We start from the raw sequence: 22,321 nt of genomic DNA, 5'->3' as shown, positions 1-22,321 counted from the left end.
CACACGGCGTACGCAACTTCTTGCGCTAGCGCAAGCCCTCTAGCCGCCGATAGACGCCAGATGCTGCGTTACGCCAGTGATGCCATCGTGGAGGAAGTGGGTTTCCTTCTTCGCCCTCAGCTGGCCATGGAGCCGTTCGATCAGCTCAGCGCGCTGCTCATGGGACTGCAACAGATCCCTTAGATCCACACCGTGCTCGGTGAAGAGGCAGAGATGCAGTTTCCCCTTGGCGGAGACACGCAGGCGGTTACAGCTGGCGCAGAAGTTCTTCTCGTAGGGCATGATAAGCCCTATGCGTCCCTTGAAGTCATCATGGCTGAAGTTTTGCGCCGGGCCATCGTCGACCGCCGACTGATCCAACTGCCAGCCATCCTGAACAAGCTGCGACTTGATGTCGGCGCCCGCCAGATGGTGAGCCTTGAAGTACTCGCGTCCCAGACCGGTTTCCATCAGCTCGATGAAACGCAGGTCGATTGGGGTGTGCTTGATCCAGTGCAGGAAGCGCGGCAAGTCTTTGTCGTTTAAGCCCTTGAGCAGCACGGCATTGATCTTCACCCGCTCGAAACCCGCCTCCAGGGCGGCATCGACACCACGCATCACCTCGTCGAACTTATTCTCGCCGGTGATCTGATAAAACATGCGTGGATCCAGGCTGTCTACCGAGACGTTGATGCGTCTCAGACCGGCATCGAACCACTCCTTGGCATGCTTCTCCAGACGATAGCCATTGGTGGTGGTCGCCAGTGTCTTGATCTTGTCGTTATCGGCGACGATACGCACGATATCGGTAAAATCTTTACGCAGCGTGGGCTCGCCGCCCGTGATGCGGATCTTCTGGGTGCCGACCTCGGCAAAGGCGCCCACTAGATTCTCGATCTCGTTGAGATCTAAAAACTTAGGCTTACCGTCGGGGCGATAACCATCTGGGAGGCAGTATGTGCATTTGAAGTTACAGACATCGGTTACCGACATCCGTAAATAGTGAAATCTTCGACCAAAATTGTCTTGTAGTTGAGACATGATCACCTTTCCAAGTAAGGGGAGGTGAGTCAATTTCTTTCCTCACCCCGGTGGCACTATTGCCACGGCTTAATCTCCCTATCTGTGGACGTAGGAGAGAAAGCTCGGAGAACCGTCGTTTCTCAATTATAGGCCGATATAGACCGGGTTTTATAGCAGAAACTTCCCGTTTTTTGTTTAAGATCAATCGGGCGTTAACATAATGTGACACCGCTCACGAAGATAAATACCATCAATTAGTCTATCCTGACTGCTTAAACTCTGTGCCATTTCGCCATTTTAGGGTAAGGTGGATGCAAAGAATAAAACACCCGTTTCAATCGGGGGAAAGCTAAAAGAGGTGAAGTGATGGAACGCGAATCGATGGAGTTCGACGTCGTTATCGTTGGCGCAGGCCCTGCTGGTCTGGCTACCGCATGTCGACTAATGCAAATCTCACAAGACGCCGGCCAGGAGCTCAGTGTCTGTGTGGTCGAGAAAGGCTCGGAAGTGGGCGCGCACATACTCTCGGGTGCCGTGTTCGAACCTAAGGTGCTCGAAGAACTATTTGGTGACTGGAAAGAGCAAGGTGCACCGCTACACACGGCGGTCACCCATGATGAGCTGTTTATGCTCAGCTCAGACTCGGCCTCACGTGCCATGCCCAATGCCTTTATCCCTAAGACGATGCATAACGATGGCAATTATATCATCAGCGTCGGCAACCTGGCCCGTTGGTTGGCCGAGCGTGCCGAGGCCTTAGGCGTCGAGATCTTCCCAGGCTTCCCCGCCAGCGAACTGCTGTTTAACGAGGATGGCAGCGTCAAGGGGATCATCATAGGCGATATGGGCGTCGGCGCCGATGGCCAGCCCAAAGACAGCTATGAACCCGGCATGGAACTCCACGCCAAGTACACGGTATTTAGCGAAGGCTGCCGCGGCCACCTGGGCAAGCAGCTGATCGAGAAGTTTCACCTGGACAACGGTAAGACACCGCAACACTACGGTCTGGGCTTCAAGGAGATCTGGAAGGTCCCCGCCGAGCAGCACCAGCAGGGTAAAGTAGTCCACACAGGTGGCTGGCCACTGACAGACGGCGCCTCGGGCGGCGGCTTCCTCTATCATATGGAAGACAACCAGATCGCCGTGGGTCTCATCATAGATCTCAACTATCAGAACCCACACCTGAGCCCCTTCGATGAGTTCCAGCGTTACAAGACACATCCAGTGATCAGCCAGTACCTGCAGGGAGGTGAACGACTCTGCTATGGCGCCCGCGCCATCACCAAGGGTGGCCTCAACTCACTGCCTAAGATGAGCTTCCCTGGCGGCCTGATCATAGGTTGTGACGCAGGTACCCTGAACTTCGCCAAGATCAAGGGCACCCACACGGCGATGAAGAGCGGTATGATCGCGGCCGAAACCATCTGCCACGCCCTGCATGCCGGCGTAGAAGGCGGCAAAGATCTCGACTGCTACCAGGAGAAGTTCGAACAGAGCTGGTTGCAGGATGAGCTCTACTGCTCACGCAACTTCGGCCCGGCGATGCACAAGTTCGGTGCCTACCTGGGCGGCGCCTTCAACTATATCGACCAAAACTGGTTTGGCGGCAAGTTCCCTATCACCCTGCGGGATGAGAAGGCCGACTATGCCCAGATGGCCGAGGTCAGTGCCTACAGCAAGATAGATTATCCAAAGCCAGACGGTAAGCTCAGCTTCGACAAGCTCTCCTCAGTCTACCTGTCGAACACCTTCCATGAGGAAGATCAGCTGTGTCACCTGCGTCTCAAAGACGATCGCATCCCTATCGAGGTGAACCTGGTCAAATTCGACGAACCGGCCCAGCGTTACTGCCCGGCCGGTGTGTATGAGGTGGTGGAAGAAGCCGGCGAGAAGAAGTTTGTCATCAATGGCCAGAACTGCATCCACTGTAAGACCTGTGACATCAAAGATCCAAGCCAGAACATCACCTGGGTCACCCCAGAGGGCGGCGGCGGACCTAACTACCCGAACATGTAAGCCTGGCCTTGTTGCTCGGCAAACAGACAGATTCAAACGCGCCTTAGGGCGCGTTTTTACTTGCGCTTAACATCCCAGGCCACCATAATGGCGCCATACCTACAAGCGTTACCAAGACGCACTAAGTGATCCTAAAGGATCCTCCTGCCCTCAAAAAAGTTCAATGGTTTAGCGTGTTTAGAAAACAACGACTAACCTTAATAATCTAGTATTCACACATCCGAGGCATGCTCGGACAGAGTAGATGCGAGTCATAAACGATGAAACTAAACATGCTCACCATCAAGCAGAAGATCTTACTCACGGTTACCGTCGCGGTATTGCTGTCGACCGTGCTCGTGGGTGTCTTGAGTCAACGTAGCGCCAAGGAAGTCGTCGAGCAGCGCATGCTCACCTCCGAGCTGCCCAACACCTTGCAGGCGATCCGCAACAAGGTGGAGATGGATATCGCCACCCTGATGAACGCCGCCGAACAGCTGGCCAGCAGCAAGATGCTCAAGCAGTGGCTGGTCGAGGGGCGCCCAGCCGAGACAGAGCCTCTGGTGATCGCCCAACTCAAGGATGTGCAAGCGCAATATAAGCTGGTGCAAGCCTCCTATGCCGACAGGCAGACCGCCGCCTACTACACCCAGGACGGCTTTTTGCGGATCCTCACTCCGGATCAGGATGACTGGTTCTTCAACTATAAAAACAGCGGCACAGAGCGCATGCTCAACGTGTTCACCGAGGCCAATGGTGAGGTGAAGCTCTTCATCAACTACCAACAGCCCAACGACCGCGGCCTGGTGGGTCTGGCCAAGTCGCTGGACGATATGGTGCGCCTGCTGAAATCCTTCAAGATCGAAGACACAGGCTTCGTCTACCTGGTCGATGCCAAGGGTGACGTCAAGCTGCACCCAGACACCAGCCAGATAGGCAAGGCCAGCCTGAGTTCACTCTATGGCGGTAACGTGACCAGAGAGCTGCTCAACAAGGGCGACTTTGGCCTGACACAGACGGAGCTCGACGGCGAGACATTGCTGGTCGCCAGCAGCTATATTCCCTCAATGGACTGGTATCTGGTGGCTCAGGTGCCCAGGGCCGAGGTATTCGCCCTGCTGGAAGAGTCGGCCTATCAGATCCTCATCTGGACAGTGCTGATCGCCGCCGCCTTTATCGGCCTCTCCACCTTCGTCTCCGCCTCGGTGAGCCAGCCCATCGCCAAGGTGGCCGACATGCTACAGGATATAGGTCAGGGTGAAGGGGACCTGCGCCAACGCCTGCCGGTCGAGGGTAACGACGAGCTGGCGCAGCTTGCCAAGGGCTTCAACAGCTTCATCGAGAAGATACAGCACTCCATCATAGAGGTGACAGACACCAGCGTGCAGCTGAGTCACGCCGCCAAGGATGTGGCTAATCAGGCCCAGCAGACCCAGGACGACAGCCAGCTGCAGAAAGATCAGACCATGATGGTGGTCACCGCCATCAACGAGATGGGCGCGACCGTGCACGAGATCGCCGGTAACGCCGCCCAGGCCGCCGACAACGCCAAGGACGCCGACAACGCCTCCAGCAACGGCCAGATAGTGGTGACCCGCGCCCGCGACACCATCAATCAGCTGTCTCAGGATGTGGAGCAGGTGGGCAATGTGATCGAGTCCCTGGCCACCCATACCACCTCCATCGGCAGTATCCTGGATGTGATCCGCGCCGTGTCGGATCAGACCAACCTGCTGGCCCTCAACGCCGCCATCGAGGCCGCCCGTGCCGGTGAGGCAGGCCGAGGCTTTGCCGTGGTCGCCGAGGAGGTCCGTAACCTGGCCTCACGCACCGCCGCGTCGACCGACGAGGTGCAGAAGATGATCGACAACCTGCAGAGCGAGGCGGCACGCGCCGTCGAGGCGATGACCCAGAGCAAGAGCCGCAGCCAGGAAGGGGTGCAGGCGGTCGACGAGGCCAGCCATACCCTGACGGAGATCAGCCAGCAGATCGGCGCCATCACAGACATGAATATTCAGGTCGCGGCGGCCACCGAGGAGCAGTCTACCGTGGTGGAAGATATCAACCGCAACGTCACGGAGATCAGCGAGATCACCCAGCGTACCAGCGAGACCTCCCAGGCAGTGGCCCAGGCCAGCCAGTCGCTCAACCAGCTGGCCCACAGGCTAGATACCCTGGTCGCCGGCTTCAAGGTCTAGGCGGTTCGAAGCTTAAAGTGCTTCAGCCACAAAAAAGCCCGCAATCGCGGGCTTTTTTATTTTGCCTAACAAGCATCAAGGCTTAAGAAACTTGATCGTCAGCGGATACTGGTAACTAATGCCCTCGCTGGCCTTCATGGCGGCGATGATGGTGACCACGATATCGAAGATCGCCAGCACACCCAGCAGGATAAAGCCGATGCCGACAAACATTAGGATCATGCTGATGATGGCATATACCATCACGCTTATCTTGAAGTTCAGGCAGTTGCGACCACAGCTGTCGACGAAGGCGATCTCCTCTCGCTTCATCAGCCAGACAATCAGCGGCCCGAGAATAGAACCGAAGGGGATCAGGTAGCCGGAAAAGCTGGCCAGATGCACCGCCACACCCATGTTTCTATCGTCACGGGACAGTTGTTCAATATCAGACACGAATTACACTCCTTGATGATTCATTCTTAATGTTAAGCAGAGTTATGGGCGGTTAGGCCCAAATAAGCGCATTTCCCAAGGCTCAATCTTGCGACTTTCCAGGCGGCGCTGCAAGCTATTTACCCAAGACTTAGCCAGCCCTTCACAACTGGCCAGGCGATCATAGGCGCCGGCATCAAAGGTGGGCGAAAAATAGATACTCATCGCCTCGCGCAGGCTGATGTCGGTGCGGCGCTCGATAAGCCTGATATCATCTTCCAGGCTGATCTCACCCGGCGTGATCACCCGATAGAACCAGCCACACAGGCCGCTGGTCTGCATGGCGAGGGCAAACTCTGGATGACCAAACTGATGGTTGAGCTTGAAGCAGGGAGAGCGCGGTTGAGTCACCTGCAGGCGCACCTCGCCGATGGCGATGATGTCGCCTATATTTACCTGAGTCTCATCCAGCCCAACGGTACTGATGTTCTCGCCCATGGCGGGCACATCCTTGAATCCCTGCATCATGTCCCAGCGACGATACTGACCATAATGCTCGCGAGGAAAATGGTGCAGCACACGGTCGGCGCCGCCGTGATGTTTGGGGTCTGCCTGGCCGTCCCCCTCGACGCCCAGCTCACCCACCACCAAACCAGTGCACGCCCGCTTGGCGTCGATCATGCTGGGTATTCCCTCGAACGCCTCGGCCTTGTCACCACGATACAGGCCCGAAATCTTGTTTACCAAACGTGTCATCACTTTCTCCCCCTGACCACTGTCTACTCGTCTCGCCCGCTGACAAAGGCGAGACAATTCAATACAAACTCCCTCTGTCGCCCCGGGGATCGCCCCTGCACAATAGCGGCTTAGTTCTCCTTGGGAAAGATATCATGAAAACAACTCCATTGGCCGCCTTCATACTGAGTTTCATACTCCTGCTGAGCGGCTGCGCCACCTCTTACGACACAGAAAAATCCTTCTGGAGCTTTGGTGAAGGCTTCGACGTGGTACAGATAGCCGACGATAGCTGGCAGATCAGCTTCGTCGGTAACGACATGACAGATCGCGCCCTGGCCCGCAAATATGTTCTGCGCAAGTCCGCCGAGATAGTCCAGGCCCATGGCTACCCCTACTTTGCCCTCACCACAGAGCAGAACCACCGCGACGCGGTCGGCAATGACACCCTGGGCTTTGGCCACGACGACTGGGGCTATGGCCTGGGCAAGGTGGAAAATGAGACCTCGGTGATCGTCGAAGTTACCGGCCTGCAGGATAAAGAATCACTGCAGACGACCAAGGTGTATGACGCCGCCTACCTTATCGATCACCTCACATGGTAGGCCCCGCCCTCAAAAAGAGTGTGAACTAGTCCCTGTTGGAGCAAGATAAATAATGTTAGATTTATCAACATCCCCCCACGACGACTCACTCGACATGAGCATCAAAGTTGTACTCGTTGAAGATGACGAAAAGATCAGCCAGCTGCTGTCCTCTTATCTGACTATGCAGCAGATAGAGACTGTCTGTGTCCATGACGGCGCCGATGCCGTCGCCACCATTCTGGCCGAGCAGCCAGATCTGGTCATCTTAGATCTCATGTTGCCCAATCTGGACGGCTTCAGCATCTGCCGTCAGCTGCAACCCGTCTTCGATGGCAAGATACTGTTCCTCACCGCCAGCGAAGACGACATGGATCAGGTGGCGGCACTGGAGATGGGCGCCGACGACTTTATCATCAAGCCGATACAGCCCAGGGTTCTGCTGGCACGTATCCGCATGCTGATGCGCCGGGCCAAGGTATCGGCTCCCCAGGAGCAGCATCACCTCAGCTTCGGCGAGCTTGAGCTCAATCAGCAGCGCAAGCAGTGTCTGTTGGCGGGGGAAGAGATCAGCCTGACCACCAGCGAGTTCGACCTGCTCTGGCTGCTGGCTGCCCATGCCGACGAGATCCTCACCCGGGAATATCTGGTTAAGCAGATCCGTGGCATAGAGTACGACGGCATCGACCGTACCATAGACAACAAGATAGTGGTGCTGCGCAAGAAGCTGGGCGACAACCCCGCCCTGCCCCGGCGCATCATCACCGTCAGGGCCAGGGGCTATCTGTTTGTCCCCGACCGTTGGTGATCTTCTGTGACGCGTCTGTTTATCCTCATCTATAGCACGGCCCTGGCGATCTTCTTTATTGCGGTGATCGCCATGGACCAGTTTGAGCTCTTCTCCACCGACTCACTGGACGCCACCTCGCTGGCCAACGAGATCACCGCCACCCGCAAATTAGTAGACAAGATAGGCGAAACTCAAGGAGCGCAGGCGGCAGAGCAGGCACTGCAAGGCTTTGCCAAGGATATCCACCTGGCGTTGACCCGCTATGAAGTCGCGGATGACACCCTGAGTGAGGCGATCAAACAGGGGGTTAAAGACTACGGCCTCTACATAGAAGATGTGGACGAGAATCAGGCCTACTTCAGCCTGGCGAGCGACCCAGAGGTTGTCTATGGCATCATCAACGACCCGGACTCCCCCTTTATCAACACCATTAACCGCAAGGAGTGGTTTGTCTTCGTCGAGTTGTGTGCGGCGCTTGCCCTGATCAGCATCATGGTACTGTTTGTGATCTCCCGGCGACTGGCGCAACTGGAGAAGACCTGTATCGCCTTCGCCTATGGCGATTTCAGCGCCCGCGCCTCCACCAGCAGCCTTCACAGCGTGGGTCAGCTTAACCTGTCGTTCAACATCATGGCCGATCGCATCTCTCAGCTGATCCAGAGCCACAAGAACCTCACCAACGCCATCGCCCACGAGTCGCGCACCCCCATCTTCCGCATCCAGTGCAACCTGGACATGCTGGACGACTCGGGCGTACGCCCCGAGCAGATGCAATATCTTGAAGGAATTCAGGAAGATCTCAACGAGCTGGGCAGCATGATCGAGGAGCTGTTACAGTTTGCCAAGCTAGAAAGGCCAGATGCCCAACTCAGCCTGACACCAACCAACCTCTATCCGCTGTTAGCCAGCCAGCTGGAACACCTGCAGTTTGAGACGCAAAAACGCCTGCAACTTGAGGGCGACGACAGCCTGATGGCCCCCATCGCCAACCATCTGCTGCTGCGAGCCACCAGCAACATCATACGCAACGGCTACAAGTACGCCCAAAGCTGCGTCATCGTGACCCTTTGCAGCGACGAAACCAGTGTGCTTATCGAGATAGCCAACGACGGCCCGCCTATCCCTCAGGACTATTGGCAATCTATCTTCGAACCCTTCGTGCGTCTGGACAAGGCCAGAGACAGGCAGAGTGGCGGCCACGGCCTTGGACTGGCCATCGCCAAGCAGATAGTGCGTCAGCATCAGGGCGAGCTAACCTTAGGCGACAGCGAGCTGGGCGGCCCCTGTTTTACCCTGCGCCTGCCCAAGGCCGAATGACCCCACTTCACTTCTAAGTGTAAGCTGAGCTTCCCAACTAGGCGGTCTCCGACTTAACGCTATCCTATTAAAAAGCTTTCTGATACAAAGCCGAGACAAAGCCATACAGAGTGCTTCTGTTTCCCAGAAGCCAGCCTCCTCATAATTCGCTACAGATAATCACGGCACAGAACCCTAAGGCGTCGAGTCTCTGCGACTAGCCGGGTTCATTGCCTTCGTCTGTAACCCATAAGGAAGTTGTATATGAGCCTGACACACAAGCCCAACCTATTGGCCTTTGGCACACTCGTCATGGCAACCGCCCTCCTCGGCGGCTGTAACCAATCGAGCAAGTCTGACACTAAGAAGGAGGTCGCCAGCAAGGTGGGCACCTACGCCAGCGTCGACTGCAGCACGTTCACCAAGAGCCAGGACCTGCCCAAAGGTGCCAGCTGCGGCTATCTGACGGTACCGGAAAAACATGCCCTTAAGGGCCAGAGCGCCTCCAAGACAACCATGGAGATCGCCGTGCTGAAGATCCCGGCAACCAAGACAGAGGTCAAGGCCGATCCCGTGGTCTACCTGCAGGGGGGCCCGGGCTACTCGGCCATCGACAGTTTGGAAGACTTCACCCAGAGCAAGGCGAAATACCTCTGGAACGACCGCGACTTCTATCTGGTGGACCAGCGCGGCACAGGCCACGCCAAACCGGCCTACAAGTGCACCGAATTTAACACGGTCAAAGGCTCAATCGAGCAGGTCAAGGCCTGTAAGGCCCGTCTCAAGGCCAAGGGGGTAGATTTCAGTGCCTACCAGAGCGTGCAGAGCGCCCATGACTTCATCATGCTGAGAAAGGCGCTCAAGCTCGACAGCTGGAACCTCTACGGCGGCTCCTACGGCACTCGACTGGCAGAGACCATCATACGCGAAGATAGCCAAGGGGTTCGTAGCGTCATCCTCGACGGTGTATTCCCCATAGAGGTCAACGGCCTATCCGATACGCCTTGGGCCACCTATGCCACGCTGGACCGCATCATCGCCAACTGCGACGCCTCCACTAAATGCGCATCGGAGATCCTCAAGCCGATGATCGAATCTATCATCGCGCGACTACAGAATCAGGGGGAAGATCAGGCAGCCATCCGTTTCGTCAACTACATCGCCAATCTAGTGGGTGATGCCAGGGTCGTCCCCCTGATCCAGGCGATCGACAAGGACCTGAACATCATCATCAAGGATAAAGACAACGAACCCGACGAGGACTATTTTGCCCCTATGGCCCTGTCTGTGGTCTGCTCCGAGGAATATGCCTTCCTCAACCAAACAGCCTTAGTGGGTCGCAACGACAAGAACTGGTCCACCACGACCACACTGACCGTAGACAAGGTGTTCCATCAGGGTTTCGATGTCGACAGCTGTAAGGCGTGGGATGTGGCCGCGGCCGATAGCATAGAGACCCAGGCCGTGACCAGTAACCTACCCATCCTGGTGGTTAACGGCGGTAACGATCCTCAGACGCCACCAGCCTGGGGAGAGTTAGTGGTGAAGAACATGCCAAATGCCCAGCTGTTCACCAACCCTCAGGGCGGCCACGTGCAGTTGACCTCGGAGAACCCTTATCGCAACTGTATCGACGGCATTACCATGGCCTTCCTGGCGGCGCCGGAACAGAAGATAAAGACCCAGTGTACCAGCATGATTCCCGTGTTTAAGTACAACTAACAGCAAGCGTTCAGCCAAAGCCCTGACCAAAAGGTCGGGGCTTTTTTTTGGGCAAAAAAATGCCCCAGAAGATGGGGCGAGAGAACAGAAAAACACACTATGTTAGAAAAGAAGCTACACAAAACAAGGTCAGGGAACTGCTTGCGACCAATGCCGATACTCTAAGCCGAGTTAATGACATTATGATGACAAGTTCTGCCCACTAGGCCTCTTCTTTCGCTCGCTCATTTTCCAGATAGTTTTTTAGCCCTGCTCCCGGTATCGAACTCTCGGTGGCCACCGCAAAGGCTGCCCAGCGGGCGCCTTCGGCCATGGCCTGACAAAACTCATCGCCACGCACCAGCCCATGGATCAAGCCCGCCGCATAGGCGTCTCCCGCCCCAGTGGTATCCACCACGCAGGCCGACTCGGCCGCCACATGGGTCTGTGAATCTGCCTGATAGAGAATGGCGCCCGACTCGCCATCTGTCACTATGAAGGCCTGCAGACTGTCTCCGGCGATGGAGAGGCCATACTGCCAGGGCGACAGTTCGCTACGACCCTGCATGTCGGCCCGCGAGGCGATCAGCACATGGCAGGGACGCTCACGGTTATCCTTGGCCAGCTGTGCCACCACCAGGCTGTGGGGCAAGGCTGTCTTGGCCCAGCTCACCGCGCCTTCGGCGGAAGAGTTGATATAGAGGGCATCCCACTGACGCCAGTTCGGCGGCGCCGCCAGCTCGAATCTGGGGCGCTCTGGACGTATGATGGTGCGCTCACCATCCGGGGTCATCACCAGCAGCATCTCACAGGTATGTTGCTGATAGCGCTGCATCAGGCGGCAATCTATCCCCAGGGTGCTGGTCTCGGCCAGCAGCCAGTCGCCTATCTCGTCACGGCCCACCTGGCTCACCAGTGCTACCTCGTGTCCTGCCCACACCAGGCCTATGCCTGTGTTGGCACCGCCGCCCCCCAGGCGCTGGCCACCATCTTGATAGTGAAACCGTCCCCCCATCTTCAAGGGTTTATCGAGTCTGAGAATACGATCGCAATTGAGGTTGGCTACCAGCAGAATTTTGGCCATGCATGCTCCGAGTAACAGCGGATCAGGAGAAAATGAAGCTCGCCTAAACGGGTTGAGAAAATTAGCCCCGGAAACCTACTACTTTGGGGCCTGCCGAGCCTCCTTTATATCAAGGCCCGCAGGGCTTCTCAACCAATTAGGCCTGTAACTTATACATGCCTTCACTCGCCGGACGCGAGTACTCGAAGCCAAATTTGAGATAAAGGGCAGGCACATCAGCCATTAAGGTGATGTAGGCCCCCTTAGGCGCCGTCTCGTCGAGATAGGCCATGATGGCGCTCATGATAGCGCTGCCCAGGCCGCGCCCCTGATATTCGGGATCCACGGCGATATCCACCAGCTCGAAGTTAAGTGCGCCGTCACCCACCACCCGGCCCATGGCGATCACCCTGTCACCCGCCAAAATATGCACGCCAAACAGACTCAGGGGCAGGCCGAGTTCTGCCGCCTCGCGAGACCTTGGGGTCAGGCCTGTTATCTGCCGAAGGCGCAGGAAATCATTGAGAGGCGCCACACGTTTGATCAGACGAAACTCCTGCAATGGCTCGCCCGCCTGTGCCTCACGCCACTCCCGCGCCAGCAGGCCATAGCCATACTCACTGCCCCAGCTGCCCTTGAAGAAGATATTATCGCGATAATGAGCCTCGCGGCGAAAGCCCAGGCGCTCCAGCAGCCCCCAGGCGGGGTGATTTTGCACGTCTGTGATGGCCGAGAGTCTGTGTTTACCCAGGCCCTCAAACAGATACACCAACAACCCCTGCAGCGCCTCACGCGCCAAGCCCTTTCCCTGATGCTCACTTGCCAGGGTAAAGCCTATCTCAACCTGCTGCGCATCGATGAAATGCAGCGCCAGATCCCCCACCAAGGCCTGGGTCTGACGACACTCGAGGGCCAGCTGCATCCAGGTGCCGGGCGTCTCGAAGGGTGTCTGCTGTAAATTTTCGAACAGCGCCAGGGCATCCTGATACTGGTAATCTTGCCAGCTTTGGTAGCGGGCAACCTCAGGATCGGCGCGGTAGGCGGTGAAGGCCTGAAGATCGGCCCGCTCGAAGGCGCGGCAGATAAGCCGCTCTGTCTCGAAATAGATCATCACTAAAGCCCTGTCGTAAGCCTAAGCTTGAGCCAGCGAATAGTAACCGCCGCTCGGCGGTGCGGCGAACAGCGACATGGCAGCCTGCATTTTATCGCTCGGATAGGCCTGCACCGAAGCCCTGTGCTGCTCGGCAGATTCCCAACGCTCGATCACCATCAGGCGGTCCGCCTCGTCGACCGGACACAATACCTCATAGCTGAGACAGCCCGGTGAATTGCAAATATAATCGCTCAATGAGAGGAGGAAGGCCTTCAATGCCTCTGCCTGGCCCGGCGCGGCCTGAAATTCGCCAATACGTACTATCATCTGATTTCCCTGTACAAAATGAAGAATTCACCAAGCTACCCTATTACCGGGTGCTCCACAAACGTCTCTTATGAGCTTTTCGACCAATGAGTGCGTAAGCGATCGCCCATATTAACTTAGGTGATATGCGACCTCTTACCTAAGCCAACTTTAGAAATAAAATAAGCATATGAAAAAGTTGACAAAAAACCCGTCAACCTTTCGGCTTATGAGGTTTTAGGATAAAAATCAGCCTCTACAAGGTGCCAACTTGACGTTAGGCTGACAAGCAAAAGAGGTTGTGAGGTTATTGAATGGACTCAATACTGACATTAGAAGAGCTGATGGATAAGCCCCTATGCAAGGAAGAAAAACTGCGCCGCTACCACCAGTGCCTGAGAGAATTTGAGCAGCTGGGCTACCAAGATCTCTTTATCGAACAGATACGCCAGGAGGCTCGACAGCTTGAGCAGAAGCTTGCACGCCGCGCCAAGGCTAACCATAAACAGGCGCCCAAGCAGCTCCCCTAGATCTCTTGCGCCAGCTGGTCAAGAAAGTCCTGCATCACCCGGGTGCGATGCCGCGCCTCCTCCCTCGCAGCCGCCGTCTGCATGGTATCCGCCAGGGTAAACAGCTTCTGCTTGAAATGATCTAAGGTGTAGCGACTATCATCCGCCTCCCGCTCCCGACAGAAGGGATCTTCCGCAGCATACAGGGGCCGCCCCAAGGCGGTGCCCACCTGTAGACAGCGCGCCACACCTATGGCGCCCAGGGCATCGAGCCTGTCGGCATCCTGCACTATCTTGGCTTCCAGCGTCTCGGGGGCAATACCCGCGCTGAAACTATGGGCGAGAATGGCATGGTGAATGGCGGCCAAGTACTGCTGCGGATAACCCACCTCGATGAGGAAGGCGATCGCCTTATCGGCCGCCAGCATAGAGCCCTGACTGCGCCTCGGATCGTCTTTTGCCAAAGTGACACAATCATGCAGCCAAGCGGCTGGCACCACCACCTCGGCGCAGGCAGATTCGAGATCGCACAGGCGCTTGACCGTCTTCACCACCCGCCTAACATGGGCGAGATCATGGGCGGCATCGGCTGACGAGCTGGCGGCAATAAATTGGGAAAATAGCGACTCAAAGGCCTGCATGGATAGGGCTCCGACAATAAAAAAGGCCGATCTATGATCGGCCTCTTTCGCTCAGATAGCAAATGCCCCTTACCTGTCGCAGGGCTACATATCGCACGGCTTGAGCGGCTTACGCAGCTGTGCCCGCACGTTGTCCATGCCTGAGTAGAACTCTTTCATCATCAACAGGCCCATCATCTTGCCGTTATCCGTAACGATCAGGTTATCGGGATCATTGGGGTCGTTCTTGATGGCACCGATCGCCTTCATCGAGGTCATCTCTTTAAACAGGGCCCAATCCAGGTTAACGCCGAAGGTGTCGCGGAAATATTTGCGCGACAGGCGACCCGAGAACATCCCCAGCAGAAAGCGATACTGCATCACATCCTTCTGGCTGTAGTTCTTCTGCTGCTCGACGCCCATGCGACCCGAGGCGATATTCTCCTGATACTTGCGCAGGGAGAAGGTGTTCACATACAGGGTGTCGTTGAGGAAGCTGAAGGAGCCCGAACCTACCCCAAGATACTCGTCATAGTCGATCACATACTCGTCGAAGCCTTCGTTATTGGCCTTGCCAAATGCCCAGGCCGACAGCTGGTTGTACTGACCGTTAAGGCTGTTGAGGATCTGGCGGTATTGGCGCGCCATATCCCCCTGAGGCGCGGCCAGCTTGCCTTTGACGCTCTTACGGGTCTGATGGGTGATCATCAAGGGATAGGTGGTGATCTGGCGAGGGTCCAGGCGTGAGGCCATATCCAAGTCGTGCTGAATCACCTCATCTGTCTGGCCACGAAAGCCGAAGATAAGATCCACGTTGATGATAGGAAACAGCTCCTTGGCCGCCATGATCTTATCGAAGGTCTGCTGACCCGAGCCAAACTTCTCCAGACGATCTGTCATCGCCAGGATGTCGTCGTTGAAACTCTGCACCCCGATAGACATGCGATCCACCAGGCCTTCCAGCTGTTTAAAGCCAGGGCTGTCCAGATGCTGAGGATCCGACTCACAGGAGACCTCTTTGATGTTGGGAAAGAGGGTCTTGGCATGTTCTATGGTACGTGCCAGCTCATCTTCTAATACGGTTGTGGTGCCGCCGCCGATATACATGGACTCGAAGTCATAGCCCAGCGCCTTGACCATCTCCATCTCCTTACGCAGCGAGACGAAATAGGCGCGCGCCTTCTCCTCCTTAAACAGGAAACGATGGAAGGTACAGAAGGAGCACAGGGTATGGCAGAAAGGCACATGAGCATAGAGCATGTACTTCTTGCCTTCGACGGGTGCCGGCATCATGGAGGCGGACTGAGTATCGAGTCGCAGATTCTTGTCGACATAATACTGCATCACTCGTTCCATCGAGCTCAGCATCCAGTTAGGGACGGTAATGTTAGCTTGGTACGGCCTAATCAATGCACCTGGCGCCGTTTGAATAATAGAAGACGAAGACATAGATATTCCTAGCTGAACCGGCCTTGAGAACAAAGCCTTTTAATAAATAAGGACTTAAAGCGATACACATCCATTTGCGGAACACAAAAGTATCACTTAAGGAATATATAAAACGTGAACTGGCTTGGAGTTACAACACCTAGCATTAGATTAGCCGAAGAATTGTTAAGCATGTCATGTTTTAGGGAATGTTGAATAAATGTGATCGCCCATTTTGACCCAATAGAGGCAAAGAGAAGACTCGAAGAGTGTGCGGTAAGCATCGACCTGTTGCGGTGATAAAACAAATAGCGTAGGTTAAATAGTTAATAAAAATAATGATATAGACTCCGGCTGTTTCAGTGGAGCGCAATTCGACACAAGGACGTTAAAAATGAAATGGAATCTACTGGTTTCGGTGCTGCTCACCGCATCGCTGGCACTCTTTGGCTATGTGAAATACACAGAGCTCGTGGCCAATAACCTCGCCAACACCCAAGGACTCTCCGCCCTGAGCAAACAGATAGCCGAAACCGGTAGCATCATACCTGCCAAGACGGTGGCCTATTTCGATCTAGCCGCTTGCCCTGAGGGGTGGCAGCCCTACACCGAGGGGCGTGGCCGCTTTACCTTAGCCGTTAATCATCAGGAGAATGCGCTGTCGGTACGCAAGCTCAATGACAAAGGCGGCGAGGAGAAACATAAACTGACACTCGCCGAACTACCCAAGCACACCCACGTCTACGACGACTGGTACTACTATGACTCGGGAGACGAGCCGGAATACGCGACCGGAGAGGGCGATGACGTAGGCATGCGCCAACATCAAAAACGTCGCACCGAGCCCGAAGGCCACAGCGTCGCCCACAACAATATGCCGCCTTTCGTCGTGCTATTGCAGTGCATCAAGCAGTAAGAAACCTTATCTGGCACATTCCCCCGGACTGTGGCTGAAATAACGTTTGAACTCGCGGCTAAACTGGGCCGGGCTCTCGTAGCCCACCTCGATGGCGGCCTGCTTCACCTTCACTCCGGGGCGCTGCAACAGCTCCTTGGCCTTGTTCAGGCGCACCTTCTTCAGGTACTGGATGGGCGATGAGGCGGTCACCTCCTTGAAGCAGCGATGAAACGCCGAGGGGCTCATGTTCACCAGGGCGGCAAGCTGATCCACCTCTATGCTAGCTGCATAGTGTTTATGTAGATAGCTTAGCGCCTTGTCGATGCGCGACAATCTCGTATGACTCAGTGCCAGGGCATAGAGGGGGGCCGCGTTGGGCAAGGCCAGCAGGCGATATAGGATCTCCAGCACCATGGTCTCTCCCAGCGCCTCGGCCTCCAGCGGCGATTGCAATGCCTGCAGCAGACGATGAATGCAGCACTCTATCGCCTCGCCGGTCGGCGCGATGAAATAGCCCGGCAGTCTCGACTCGCTCAGGGCCTGGGGCACCCTGTGGTGGTTGTCCATTATAGGGATGAGGCGGTTTAGCTGCGCCAGATCGATATCTATCATCATCACCAGCACTGGCTCCTCCTTGCTGGCGAAGGTCTCGCACTCCACCGGCATGGGCACTGTCATTACCAGAGTGTTCTGGGGATCATAGTCGAGCACCCTGTTATCCAGATAGATACGCTTCTTGCCCTGCCCCACTATCATGATCCCCTGGGAGTAACACAAGGGGCCGCGGGCACCGTAGGCGGAGCAGCGAAACAGCTTGATACCAGGCAATACGCTGTCGTTCATCCCCTCATCGGGGGCCAGCTCCGACATCAACTCGGCAATACTCTTCACACTTTACCTCTTGGGACAGGATAAGGATTCAACTGATGGCGATAATATCACCCAAGCAGAAAAAGGCATCAAAATTTATCAAATATATGCCTTTTAAACTCAACAAAGCAGAAATAGGCAAGAGTCGTGCAGCAATAGGTATTTAAAACTCGCGTCAAGAGACTAGTATGTGCAGCATATTATTAGGTGACACAAGGTATCCCCATGCTTAACTTCGATTATCGCAATCCCACACAGATCGTCTTCGGTAAAGACCGCTTGGCCGAGCTAGACAAGCTGATCCCCGCAGGCGCCCGCGTCATGGTGACCTATGGCGGCGGCAGCGTGAAACGCTTCGGCACCCTGGACAAGGTACTCAGCGCCTTGGGCGATCGCACCGTCGTCGAATTCGGCGGCATCGAGGCCAACCCACAGTATGAGACCCTGGCCAAGGCGGCCAAGCTGGCAAGAGAAGAGTCTATCGACTTCCTGCTGGCGGTCGGTGGCGGCTCTGTGATGGATGGCACCAAGTTCATCGCCCTGGCGACACGCTTCGAGGGTGATAGCGCCAGCCTGCTGTTCCACGGTTTCGCCCCTGTGCCGGTCGAAGCGGATCAGGTATTGCCTTTGGGCACCATAGCCACACTGCCTGCCACGGGCTCAGAGATGAACGCCTTCGGCGTGGTCAGCTATAACGGCGGCAAGTTCCCGGTTAACCATCCCAGCATCTACCCCACCTTCTCGCTGCTGGATCCGACCCTGACCTTCACCCTGCCAAAGATTCAGGTGGCTAACGGTGTGGTCGACGCCTTCGTCCACGTGCTGGAGCAGTATGCCACCTATCCCGTAGATGGCCGGGTACAAGACAGGACCGCCGAAGGCATAATGCGCACCCTGATCGAGATTGGCCCCATCACACTGGAAGAGCCGGAGAACTACAACGCCCGCGCCAACCTGATGTGGAGTGCCACCTCGGCCCTCAACGGCATGATAGGTGCCGGCGTGCCGTTTGACTGGACGACCCATATGATTGGTCACGAGCTGACGGCCCAGTTTGGCATCGACCACGCCCAGACTCTGGCCGCCGTGTTGCCGTCTGTCTGGCGCGTACGCAAGACCCAGAAGCACGCCAAGCTGCTGCAATACGCCGAGCGCGTGTGGGACATCACAGAGGGCGACGAAGCCAGCCGCGTCGACTTGGCGATCGACAAGACGGAGCAGTTCTTCCAACAACTTGGCCTCAAGACCCGCCTGCGCGACTATGACATCGCCCAGGAGCAGATTGACGACATAGTCGCGGCGCTTGAAGCCCACGGCATGACCGCCCTGTCAGAATCTGGCGATCTCGGCCTGGATATCAGCCGCGAGATCCTGCAGCTGGCCTGGTAAGGCGCAAAACACCACACGATAAAGGCATCCTCAGGGATGTCTTTTTGCTATGCCGCCTCCAGCAACTCCTCCCAGTAATTCCTCCCCCATTCTGGTCGACTGACAAAGCGATACAAACTGCTGACAGTAATCACCCGCGGCCCTTATTACACTGATATTTTTATCGCAGGAGACCGCCATGCCACGCCTTATCCTACCCCTGCTGCTGGTGTTCAGCAGTCTACTGGGCTGTAACGCCGACCAACCCAGAGTGCAGCCGCCGCTGGCTAACTTCGCCTTTAATCAAGAGAAACTCGAGGCGTTAATCCAGGAGCGCGAACCGATATTCTCATCGATTCAACTCGAGTACCAACACACCCACTACGACAGGCTGGAATACGCCGACATCTTCGTCGACACCCAGAAACAGATTCCTTATCTGCTGCTGGCACTGAGCAGCGAGAAGGGTCATAGCCTCACCTTAGGGATCAAGTTTGACGAGTGGCAGCTGCTGGATTGTCAGATCTTTTCCGGCCCCCACCGCATCGACAGCTTCGACTGCTCTGATGCCAAACGACTGACCCAGGATGACAAGAGCATCTTCGAGCTGCGCACCCGCGAGAAGCAGCAATACCTGCGCCTGAGCTTTGTCAGCGACTGGCTGGAGTACGCCTCCTCAATAGGCTCGACCCTCTTCTCGCCTCGGGAAAATGACACGGGTATTGAGATCCTCACCAGCAACTATTTCGAGCCGCTGATCAACAACCAGTGGTGCACCGCGGACTGCGACAACCCGGCTAGCTCGACACTGGGGGTCACCAGCTATCAGGCGCTGAAACGCCTGGTGGATCATTACCCCAAGAGGAAGAAGGTGCTGGTGTTCGATAACTTTGTCGGCGGATCCGCCGACGATGAGATCAACATGTATACCGGCTTGCTGATCCGCGAGCAGGGGTTGGATACCAAGGTCAGCCGCTCGGGACGCGTCTTCTCCGGTGCCACGGATCTGTTTACCGCCGGGGTAAGGCGCACCCTGGAGCTGCAAGACTCCACCTTAAGCGTGGCACGAAACCAGCAAGTTGGCGTACACAGCTGGAGCGATGGCGAGCTTGGCCGGGATGCCACAGAGATCTCCTACAGCGACGCCGCCCACCGTAGTCAGGCCACCTACTTCAGCCGCATGTTGGGCAAACAGGGGATCCCCTTCTACCTGTTTACCCTCACCTCGGCCCCCTCAGAGGGCGCCCATTGGATGACGCAAAAGGAGATGGCCCGCTATCGACTCACCACAGAGATCCGCTGACGGGCACGCAGAGCAATAATGCCATCGCTTGACGGCATCAGCCTCTAGGCCAGACCGCCGCGGGTCAGGCGTTCGGGATCCAGCAGGCGTCTGAGCTCCTCCTCGCTAAGGTCTGTGAGCTCCATGGCTACCTCGAGTATGGGTCTCTGCTCCTGATAGGCCTGCTTAACTATCTTAGCGGCCTGCACATAGCCCACCTTGGGGCTCAGGGCGGTGACCAGTATGGGATTGCGATGCAGGGAGTCGGCTATCTTGCCTCGATTCACCACGAAACTCGCAATCGCCTTGTCCGCCAGGAGGCGCGAGACATTGCTGAGGATCTCTATGCTCTCTAGCAGGTTAACCGCGATCAGCGGCTGCATCGCGTTGAGTTCGAAGTTGCCGGACTGACCGGCGATAGTGATCGCCATATCCTTGCCCATCACCTGAGCCGCCACCATGCAGGCGGATTCTGGGATCACAGGGTTGACCTTGCCCGGCATGATGGATGAGCCCGGCTGCAAAGGTTGCAGGCTAATCTCACCCAGGCCCGCCAGTGGGCCAGAGTTCATCCAGCGCAGGTCGTTGCTGATCTTCATGATGGCCACCGCCAGCGTCTTCAGCTGGCCCGAGAGGGCAACGGCGGTATCATGGCTCGCCATACGGCTAAAGAGATTATCCGCCGGGCGAAACTGAGTGCGGGTCAGGGCGCTGAGTCTCTCGCAGAACAGCCGGGAGAACTCCTCGTGGGTGTTGACCCCAGTCCCCACCGCCGTACCGCCTACTGGCAGCTGGGCCAGGGCGTCGCCTTGGCTGGCGATCCGCTCGCGGCAATCATCGATCTGACTCGCCCACCCCCCCAACACCTGATCGAAACGAATTGGCATGGCATCCATCAGGTGGGTGCGCCCCGTCTTGGTGACATCGGCCAGCTGCTGCGCCTTAGTCGCGATGGTCTGCGACAGCAGGGTTAACGAGGGGAGCAGCGACTGCTCTACCGCTAACAGGGCACTGATATGGATGGCGCTGGGAATAATGTCGTTGCTGCTCTGCCCCAAGTTGATCACGTCGTTGGGATGCACCGCCTGGCCCAGGCTCTTCGAGACTAGGGTCGCAAGCACCTCGTTGGCGTTCATGTTGCTGCTGGTGCCCGAGCCAGTCTGAAACATGTCGATGGGGAAATGGCGCATCATCTGGGGATCTGCCAGCAGCTCCTGCACCGCCTGGGCAACCGCCGGGGCGATATTGGGCGGCAGCAACCTAAGCGCCACGTTAGCCTCGGCGGCGGCGAGCTTAGCTAGCAGCAAGGCCCGGATGAAGCTGCGGGGCATGGGGCGGCCGCTCACGGGAAAGTTCTTGATCGCCCGCGCCGTCTGCGCGCCGTAGAGGGCATCGGCGGGAATATTAAGGTCGCCCATGCTGTCGCTTACCGCTTTACTCTCCATCTCTCTCTCCTGCTTGTTGAGACTAGCTTGATCTTAGGTCAAATTCTGCCGGGTCGCGACCTGGCAACAAGGCACAAACCTGTCCGCAACAGCTAGCAAACAACCCATTATCATTCAACATGTTATTGCAAGAAGTGATGCAGTTTCGCTTGCAAATGTCTCTCAAGGAGTTAGGCTGCCTTCACTTTATTTATTGCCAAGCGTTAGCCTGTAGATGCGAGTAACCATGAGACATAAAGGAGCCTCTGGCTTTACCCTGATAGAGATGGTGGTGGTGATCATCATACTGGCCATTCTCAGCGTAGCGGCCGCCAGCAGGTGGATAAGCCTGACACGAGAGGCGAGGATCGCCCAGCTCAAGCAGCTCGAGGCCTCGGTGCAGGCCGCGAATCAACTTGTCTATGCCCGCTCGGCCATCCTGGGACTAGAGAAGCAGCCTAAGGCCAGCTTCTTCCTCAATTCAGGCGACAGCCAAAAAATCCAGGTGAGATATGGCAACCCGGTATGGGGCGGCGATGCGGTAACTCAGCTGCTGACGGTCACCATGAGTGAATGGTTCTATGGCGGGCGCTGGACGGTGGAAGATATCGAGCTGCGCATCGGCGATCGCAGCCTGTATAAGACCCCTGGGGATCTCATGGCAGACGGCGCCCTCGCCTGCTATCTGAGGGTCGACACGACTGCCGATAGCGTGACCACCAAAATCATGGACAACGACTGTTAA

General features: G+C 56.4%; 21 protein-coding genes, 1 pseudogene and 1 riboswitch. Of the genes and pseudogenes, 11 read left to right on the top strand and 11 right to left on the bottom strand.

Going from position 1 to position 22,321, the window contains the following annotated elements; genetic code table 11:
* Positions 1-39: 39 nt before the first annotated feature.
* Positions 40-1,020, bottom strand: a complete 981-nt coding sequence (moaA, locus tag AYI87_RS12130; protein WP_041406244.1) for a GTP 3',8-cyclase MoaA — start codon at positions 1,018-1,020, stop codon at positions 40-42.
* Positions 1,008-1,142, bottom strand: a riboswitch (molybdenum cofactor riboswitch). It overlaps the preceding gene by 13 nt.
* A 226-nt stretch (positions 1,143-1,368) precedes the next feature.
* On the opposite strand from moaA, the gene AYI87_RS12125 reads away from it, so the two are divergent.
* A complete protein-coding gene (locus AYI87_RS12125; protein ID WP_144202398.1) occupies positions 1,369-3,018 on the top strand; it encodes an electron transfer flavoprotein-ubiquinone oxidoreductase in 1,650 nt (549 codons plus the stop codon).
* Between the two features lie 260 nt (positions 3,019-3,278).
* Positions 3,279-5,195 carry a methyl-accepting chemotaxis protein gene (locus AYI87_RS12120; RefSeq protein WP_144202396.1) on the top strand — a complete coding sequence of 639 codons (1,917 nt, stop codon included), beginning with the start codon at positions 3,279-3,281 and terminating at the stop codon, positions 5,193-5,195.
* Positions 5,196-5,270: 75 nt separating this feature from the next.
* Here AYI87_RS12120 and AYI87_RS12115 read toward each other — a convergent pair whose 3' ends face one another.
* Positions 5,271-5,591: a DUF4870 domain-containing protein gene (locus AYI87_RS12115; RefSeq protein WP_144202491.1), complete on the bottom strand. Its 321-nt coding sequence runs from the start codon at positions 5,589-5,591 to the stop codon at positions 5,271-5,273.
* A gap of 81 nt (positions 5,592-5,672) precedes the next feature.
* A complete protein-coding gene (locus tag AYI87_RS12110; protein ID WP_186300614.1) occupies positions 5,673-6,365 on the bottom strand; it encodes an MOSC domain-containing protein in 693 nt (230 codons plus the stop codon).
* Positions 6,366-6,499: 134 nt separating this feature from the next.
* Here AYI87_RS12110 and AYI87_RS12105 point away from each other — a divergent pair, with 134 nt between their 5' ends.
* The 4 genes from AYI87_RS12105 (at position 6,500) to AYI87_RS12090 (ending at position 10,736) form a co-directional block, all read left to right on the top strand.
* Positions 6,500-6,949: a CC0125/CC1285 family lipoprotein gene (locus tag AYI87_RS12105; protein ID WP_144202394.1), complete on the top strand. Its 450-nt coding sequence runs from the start codon at positions 6,500-6,502 to the stop codon at positions 6,947-6,949.
* Positions 6,950-7,001: 52 nt separating this feature from the next.
* Entirely contained in the window at positions 7,002-7,736 is a 735-nt protein-coding gene (locus tag AYI87_RS12100; protein WP_144202392.1) for a response regulator, read from the top strand.
* A 6-nt stretch (positions 7,737-7,742) separates the two neighbouring features.
* Entirely contained in the window at positions 7,743-9,035 is a 1,293-nt protein-coding gene (locus tag AYI87_RS12095; protein WP_144202390.1) for an ATP-binding protein, read from the top strand.
* Positions 9,036-9,278: 243 nt separating this feature from the next.
* Positions 9,279-10,736 carry an alpha/beta hydrolase gene (locus tag AYI87_RS12090; RefSeq protein ID WP_144202388.1) on the top strand — a complete coding sequence of 486 codons (1,458 nt, stop codon included), beginning with the start codon at positions 9,279-9,281 and terminating at the stop codon, positions 10,734-10,736.
* Positions 10,737-10,938: 202 nt separating this feature from the next.
* Here AYI87_RS12090 and AYI87_RS12085 read toward each other — a convergent pair whose 3' ends face one another.
* From AYI87_RS12085 to AYI87_RS12070, 4 genes and pseudogenes are all read right to left on the bottom strand, one after another.
* Positions 10,939-11,799 carry a PfkB family carbohydrate kinase gene (locus AYI87_RS12085; RefSeq protein ID WP_144202386.1) on the bottom strand — a complete coding sequence of 287 codons (861 nt, stop codon included), beginning with the start codon at positions 11,797-11,799 and terminating at the stop codon, positions 10,939-10,941.
* A gap of 136 nt (positions 11,800-11,935) precedes the next feature.
* Positions 11,936-12,211, bottom strand: a complete 276-nt coding sequence (locus AYI87_RS12080; RefSeq protein WP_258406433.1) for a GNAT family N-acetyltransferase — start codon at positions 12,209-12,211, stop codon at positions 11,936-11,938.
* A 153-nt stretch (positions 12,212-12,364) separates the two neighbouring features.
* Positions 12,365-12,889: pseudogene (locus AYI87_RS12075) on the bottom strand (GNAT family N-acetyltransferase); the annotation flags it as partial.
* Positions 12,890-12,910: 21 nt separating this feature from the next.
* The gene (locus AYI87_RS12070; protein WP_144202384.1) at positions 12,911-13,198 is read right to left on the bottom strand and encodes a putative quinol monooxygenase; all 288 of its coding nucleotides are present in this window, start codon (positions 13,196-13,198) and stop codon (positions 12,911-12,913) included.
* A 293-nt stretch (positions 13,199-13,491) separates the two neighbouring features.
* Between AYI87_RS12070 and AYI87_RS12065 the strand changes: the two genes are divergently transcribed.
* On the top strand, positions 13,492-13,707 hold the full coding sequence (locus tag AYI87_RS12065; protein WP_144202382.1) for a hypothetical protein: 216 nt from the start codon (positions 13,492-13,494) through the stop codon (positions 13,705-13,707).
* Here the strand turns inward: AYI87_RS12065 and AYI87_RS12060 are convergent.
* Positions 13,704-14,327, bottom strand: coding sequence for an HD domain-containing protein (locus AYI87_RS12060; protein ID WP_144202380.1), 624 nt, complete (start codon positions 14,325-14,327; stop codon positions 13,704-13,706). The two genes, AYI87_RS12065 and AYI87_RS12060, sit on opposite strands and share 4 nt — an antisense overlap.
* Positions 14,328-14,411: 84 nt before the next feature.
* The gene (locus tag AYI87_RS12055) at positions 14,412-15,755 is read right to left on the bottom strand and encodes a coproporphyrinogen III oxidase family protein (protein WP_144202379.1); all 1,344 of its coding nucleotides are present in this window, start codon (positions 15,753-15,755) and stop codon (positions 14,412-14,414) included.
* A 373-nt stretch (positions 15,756-16,128) separates the two neighbouring features.
* Between AYI87_RS12055 and AYI87_RS12050 the strand changes: the two genes are divergently transcribed.
* Positions 16,129-16,650, top strand: coding sequence for a hypothetical protein (locus AYI87_RS12050; RefSeq protein WP_144202377.1), 522 nt, complete (start codon positions 16,129-16,131; stop codon positions 16,648-16,650).
* A 6-nt stretch (positions 16,651-16,656) separates the two neighbouring features.
* Here AYI87_RS12050 and AYI87_RS12045 read toward each other — a convergent pair whose 3' ends face one another.
* Complete coding sequence (locus AYI87_RS12045; protein WP_144202375.1) at positions 16,657-17,523, bottom strand: AraC family transcriptional regulator; 867 nt, start codon at positions 17,521-17,523, stop codon at positions 16,657-16,659.
* Between the two features lie 204 nt (positions 17,524-17,727).
* On the opposite strand from AYI87_RS12045, the gene AYI87_RS12040 reads away from it, so the two are divergent.
* Positions 17,728-18,891, top strand: a complete 1,164-nt coding sequence (locus tag AYI87_RS12040; protein WP_144202373.1) for an iron-containing alcohol dehydrogenase — start codon at positions 17,728-17,730, stop codon at positions 18,889-18,891.
* A gap of 178 nt (positions 18,892-19,069) precedes the next feature.
* Complete coding sequence (locus AYI87_RS12035; protein WP_144202372.1) at positions 19,070-20,173, top strand: hypothetical protein; 1,104 nt, start codon at positions 19,070-19,072, stop codon at positions 20,171-20,173.
* 44 nt (positions 20,174-20,217) lie between these two features.
* Here AYI87_RS12035 and AYI87_RS12030 read toward each other — a convergent pair whose 3' ends face one another.
* On the bottom strand, positions 20,218-21,597 hold the full coding sequence (locus AYI87_RS12030; protein WP_144202370.1) for a class II fumarate hydratase: 1,380 nt from the start codon (positions 21,595-21,597) through the stop codon (positions 20,218-20,220).
* Positions 21,598-21,823: 226 nt separating this feature from the next.
* On the opposite strand from AYI87_RS12030, the gene AYI87_RS12025 reads away from it, so the two are divergent.
* Complete coding sequence (locus AYI87_RS12025) at positions 21,824-22,321, top strand: type II secretion system protein (protein ID WP_186300613.1); 498 nt, start codon at positions 21,824-21,826, stop codon at positions 22,319-22,321.

Origin of the sequence: Shewanella sp. KCT, from assembly GCF_007636505.1 — a bacterium.
GTDB lineage: Bacteria > Pseudomonadota > Gammaproteobacteria > Enterobacterales > Shewanellaceae > Shewanella > Shewanella halotolerans.
The sequence above is the reverse complement of the archived record's forward strand: the minus strand, read 5'-3'. Positions and strand labels throughout refer to the sequence as shown.

What these genes read in the sequence shown, in the direction of transcription:
- AYI87_RS12125 (WP_144202398.1), top strand. Translation starts at nt 1,369, where the DNA reads ATGGAACGCGAATCGATGGAGTTCGACGTCGTTATCGTTGGCGCAGGC.
- AYI87_RS12025 (WP_186300613.1), top strand. Translation starts at nt 21,824, where the DNA reads ATGAGACATAAAGGAGCCTCTGGCTTTACCCTGATAGAGATGGTGGTG.
- AYI87_RS12115 (WP_144202491.1), bottom strand. Translation starts at nt 5,591, where the DNA reads ATGGGTGTGGCGGTGCATCTGGCCAGCTTTTCCGGCTACCTGATCCCC.
- AYI87_RS12070 (WP_144202384.1), bottom strand. Translation starts at nt 13,198, where the DNA reads ATGATAGTACGTATTGGCGAATTTCAGGCCGCGCCGGGCCAGGCAGAG.
- AYI87_RS12030 (WP_144202370.1), bottom strand. Translation starts at nt 21,597, where the DNA reads ATGGAGAGTAAAGCGGTAAGCGACAGCATGGGCGACCTTAATATTCCC.
- AYI87_RS12055 (WP_144202379.1), bottom strand. Translation starts at nt 15,755, where the DNA reads ATGTCTTCGTCTTCTATTATTCAAACGGCGCCAGGTGCATTGATTAGG.
- AYI87_RS12035 (WP_144202372.1), top strand. Translation starts at nt 19,070, where the DNA reads ATGCCACGCCTTATCCTACCCCTGCTGCTGGTGTTCAGCAGTCTACTG.
- AYI87_RS12040 (WP_144202373.1), top strand. Translation starts at nt 17,728, where the DNA reads ATGCTTAACTTCGATTATCGCAATCCCACACAGATCGTCTTCGGTAAA.
- AYI87_RS12090 (WP_144202388.1), top strand. Translation starts at nt 9,279, where the DNA reads ATGAGCCTGACACACAAGCCCAACCTATTGGCCTTTGGCACACTCGTC.
- AYI87_RS12105 (WP_144202394.1), top strand. Translation starts at nt 6,500, where the DNA reads ATGAAAACAACTCCATTGGCCGCCTTCATACTGAGTTTCATACTCCTG.
- AYI87_RS12050 (WP_144202377.1), top strand. Translation starts at nt 16,129, where the DNA reads ATGAAATGGAATCTACTGGTTTCGGTGCTGCTCACCGCATCGCTGGCA.
- moaA (WP_041406244.1), bottom strand. Translation starts at nt 1,020, where the DNA reads ATGTCTCAACTACAAGACAATTTTGGTCGAAGATTTCACTATTTACGG.
- AYI87_RS12060 (WP_144202380.1), bottom strand. Translation starts at nt 14,327, where the DNA reads ATGCAGGCCTTTGAGTCGCTATTTTCCCAATTTATTGCCGCCAGCTCG.
- AYI87_RS12100 (WP_144202392.1), top strand. Translation starts at nt 7,002, where the DNA reads ATGTTAGATTTATCAACATCCCCCCACGACGACTCACTCGACATGAGC.
- AYI87_RS12065 (WP_144202382.1), top strand. Translation starts at nt 13,492, where the DNA reads ATGGACTCAATACTGACATTAGAAGAGCTGATGGATAAGCCCCTATGC.
- AYI87_RS12110 (WP_186300614.1), bottom strand. Translation starts at nt 6,365, where the DNA reads ATGACACGTTTGGTAAACAAGATTTCGGGCCTGTATCGTGGTGACAAG.
- AYI87_RS12085 (WP_144202386.1), bottom strand. Translation starts at nt 11,799, where the DNA reads ATGGCCAAAATTCTGCTGGTAGCCAACCTCAATTGCGATCGTATTCTC.
- AYI87_RS12120 (WP_144202396.1), top strand. Translation starts at nt 3,279, where the DNA reads ATGAAACTAAACATGCTCACCATCAAGCAGAAGATCTTACTCACGGTT.